The organism is Acinetobacter sp. MF4642, assembly GCF_002018925.1.
GTDB classification, from domain to species: domain Bacteria; phylum Pseudomonadota; class Gammaproteobacteria; order Pseudomonadales; family Moraxellaceae; genus Acinetobacter; species Acinetobacter johnsonii.
Genome location: NZ_MVON01000061.1, coordinates 1 through 3,379 on the forward strand (window position 1 = coordinate 1; position 3,379 = coordinate 3,379).

At 31.4% G+C, this 3,379-nt stretch carries 4 protein-coding genes; 3 read left to right on the forward strand and 1 reads right to left on the reverse strand.

Annotation, left to right across the window (positions count from 1 at the left end; all coding sequences use genetic code 11):
* The coding region (locus MF4642_RS16215; protein WP_153041805.1) for a DUF2345 domain-containing protein at nucleotides 1–412 on the forward strand (412 nt) is incomplete at its 5' end.
* A 12-nt stretch (nucleotides 413–424) separates the two neighbouring features.
* Nucleotides 425–1,720, forward strand: coding sequence for a LysM peptidoglycan-binding domain-containing protein (locus MF4642_RS16220; protein ID WP_078426852.1), 1,296 nt, complete (start codon nucleotides 425–427; stop codon nucleotides 1,718–1,720).
* A gap of 1 nt (nucleotide 1,721) precedes the next feature.
* Here MF4642_RS16220 and MF4642_RS16225 read toward each other — a convergent pair whose 3' ends face one another.
* Nucleotides 1,722–2,588, reverse strand: a complete 867-nt coding sequence (locus MF4642_RS16225; RefSeq protein WP_078426853.1) for a tetratricopeptide repeat protein — start codon at nucleotides 2,586–2,588, stop codon at nucleotides 1,722–1,724.
* Nucleotides 2,589–2,800: 212 nt separating this feature from the next.
* Here MF4642_RS16225 and MF4642_RS16230 point away from each other — a divergent pair, with 212 nt between their 5' ends.
* Nucleotides 2,801–3,007 (forward strand): hypothetical protein, encoded by a 207-nt coding sequence (locus MF4642_RS16230; protein WP_078426854.1) that lies wholly within the window; start codon nucleotides 2,801–2,803, stop codon nucleotides 3,005–3,007.
* The last annotated feature ends 372 nt before the right edge of the window (nucleotides 3,008–3,379 follow it).

Below are 3,379 nucleotides of genomic sequence, written 5' to 3' on the forward strand. Positions count from 1 at the left end.
TAAGGCCAATAAGAAAATCGTGCTAACTGCTGGTGGTAGTCAAATTGAGATTAGTGGTGCAGGGGTATTACCGACCACTGCTGGAAAGTTTGAGGTCAAAGCGGGGCAGCATCAGTTTTTGGGTGGGAGTAAAGTTAATATGTCTTTACCAATATTAAAAGAACCAGTTTTTGCTGAAGTTAAAAAATTTAGCCATCGTCTTGATTTTTCTAGTCTTGGGCTTCATTCAGATTATTTAAAAAGTTCTTATCGTGTCCGCAAAAAAGATGGAATTTATTTGGAAGGTGTACTAGATGAAAGAGGTCGGACTAATAGGATTTATTCAGAAGTTGCAGAGCCTTTAGAAGTCTTTATTGATATAGATGAGCCAGTTATTGGCTATATTAAAAATGAAACAGATAGCAAAGAATAGTTGGTATAAATAATGTCGAATATTGCATTTAGATTACGCCTTACATATAAAAATGTTGACGAAGAAATTCCGAACTTAGACTATAAAGTGACTTTTCAAAGTCTTGTGTTTCCTACTACAACTAGGATTTTAGATAAAGATCAAACTACAAAGACAGGAAAGGTAATAAAAACTTTATATACACATTCTAAAAAAGGTATATTAAGAGTTTTTGTAAAAGATGGACCAACAAAATATAAGAGCTTCACACAAATTTATCAGCAGAATATTGAGAAAGATTATTTCCTCAATGGAGCAACATTAACACTACCATTAAGTTTAATGAAGATTTTGGTTACAACAGAAGTAAAAGGGCAATCTAAAACTTATGAAAGTGACTATCATCAGGTGAAATCTGGTGAAAATTTAGCAAGTATAGCTAAAAAATATAACAAAGAAATTTCTCTACTTATGAGAAATAATAACATTCCTGATGCAAATAAAATTAAAGTAGGTCAGAAAATATTTATTGGGAGTTCTAGTGCGTCAAATGAAATGATGCTTCAAGTCGCGGCTCCTAAAGAAGGTTATTTTATTGAAATAGATTATATTGTAAATGCTGGGGAGACTTTATTAAGTATCGCAAAAAAATATAATTTAAACGCAGAAAGAATTAAAAAAGATAATAAAATAATTGATGCGTATAGTCTTTATTCTGGTCAAAGACTAAAGCTAATAAATCATTCTGCAAAGTTTTTAGGCCTAAGTAATCAGAAGCTGATATTAAGTAAATTATATACTGAAGGTTTATTCCCAGTTACTAAGGTTGAGGGAGATTATACCCGACAAATTTCTGTAACTATTGGAGCACAGTTGTGGGAGATACTAGGGGCTTCTTTAGAAATAGGGGTTGCCTATGATGCTCGTGGTAGCTGGATGCTATACTATGCTGTTGAAGATTCTATAAGTATTGATAAAAATGCGATAAATTTGCATGATGGAAATGTAAAAAAATTAAGTGATGATATTGGATTTTCTCTTGCAGGAAGTAATATTAAGACTAATGCGAAACATGTTTCGGAATTGACTGGAGCAGGATATAGTCTAACAAACAGTGTTAACTTAGGAGCTTATAATGTGGGAGTTGTAAATGTAAAATCTAAGACAAAAGATTATGAAACTGGAGAGGATAAAGATATTGATGGGGTTGGTGGTGTGGGGCAGATAAATATAGGGAAAAAGAGTATAAAGACCCCAAGTATTGATCATCAAGTTGGAGCCTCAATTGTAATTCCTTTATTTATTTATAATAGAAAGGTTAAAAAGTGATTTAATCGTTCTTATTGGGATTTTTCTTATACTGGTCTAGCCAGTATATAGATTTTCCTAGTTCGTTTTTATCTTTATAGCAAAGAGAAATATTGTATTGTGCAAGATCATAACCCTGTTCTGCATATGGTTTTAATAACTCTATTGCTTTATCAATATTTTTTTCTGTCCCTTTACCATTTCTATAAAGAATGGCTAATTTAATTGCAGAGGCACTATAATTTTGATTTGAAGATCTCGTATACCAATCAAATGCTTGTTTGTAATCTTGCTTAACTCCTCTACCATAATAGTATACTTGTCCTACATTAAACTGACCGGCAGCACTACCATGATCTGCAGAAAGTAGAAACTTTTCTAAAGCTTTTGTTGAATCTTGTGGAAAGATGATCCCATTTTCATAATATATACCAATATAATTAATAGCTTCATAAGAACCAAGCTTAGCTGCTTTTTCAAAAAGGGTTAATGCTTTTTGATAGTCATGCTCATTTTTTGCACTGTTAAATGCTATTAAGCCTAAGTTATGTATTGATGGGGCATGGTTTTGTTTAGCTGCTAATGTATACCAATGAATAGCTTTTGCTTCATCAGTTTCACCATTAAATCCATATTGATAACTTGCACCAATATCATTTTGAGCGGTTGGATTCCCTTGTTTCGCTAACTCGAATAAAATTGGAAAAGCTTTATCATATTGGTCATTATTGATGAAATTTTCTGCTTGTTTTAGCTTTTTGTTTGTTTCTTGATCATAAATATATACTGTTTCTGAATTTGAGTTCTTCGTATTTGTAGCGTGCTCTTGTTTTGTACTACCACATGAAATCAAGAAGATAAGTGATGCAAGAACCAAAAGATTTTTCATAGAAATTTTAAACTTTAATGGAACATAGATAACAATGAATTTTAATTTAAATTTTTATATATAACAATTAATTAGAAGGTTTATTGTTTGTTTTTTTGTAACAAGATAACCTATTTTTATAAAAATTAAGAAGATTAAATACTACAAACTATAAAGCATGAAGCGTATATCGTTAAAGTGAAACCAGTAAAACTTATAATATCAGTGGAAACATGTTATTAGGAAATTTTGGACTGTATGGGGGGACTATAGCTGGGGCAAAAATTGGCTTAATATTAGCGCCTACAACAGGTGGGACATCAATTTTACTTGGCAGAGTAGTAGGTGCTGGAATTGGTGCTGTATTATTAGGTGTTGGGTCTGGTTTTGCGGGTAGCTATGGTGGAACAACGATTGCTAGAAAATATACTGGTGTGTGATTAAAGGGTTTGTTTATGAATGAGGTTTTATCAGTAATAAAAGAAATGGTCTTTAATAATAGTATTTTTCTTAATGTAATTGTTTTTATTATTATTTTTAATATTTTTTTGATGATTTTTACATACATTTATAATGAAATTTATATAAAAAATTACAAAGACGATTTTTTTGATTTGTTTTTTGGTAAAGAAAATGGTTTGGTTTTTAGAGAAGTTGGTGGAGATTTGGTTGTTGAACCGTACCAGGTTTGTCGGAGAGTCAATATTCTGAGAGACTATGCCGATGACAAAATTAAAATATACCCCTGAAATCAGAGAAAGAGCGGTTCAATTACTAATTGAATCTGAAAAAGATTATCCTTCTACTTGGGC

Bases quoted from the DNA above. Each gene is read 5' to 3' on its own strand.
- MF4642_RS16220 (WP_078426852.1), top strand. From the start codon at position 425: ATGTCGAATATTGCATTTAGATTACGCCTTACATATAAAAATGTTGAC.
- MF4642_RS16225 (WP_078426853.1), bottom strand. From the start codon at position 2,588: ATGAAAAATCTTTTGGTTCTTGCATCACTTATCTTCTTGATTTCATGT.
- MF4642_RS16230 (WP_078426854.1), top strand. From the start codon at position 2,801: ATGTTATTAGGAAATTTTGGACTGTATGGGGGGACTATAGCTGGGGCA.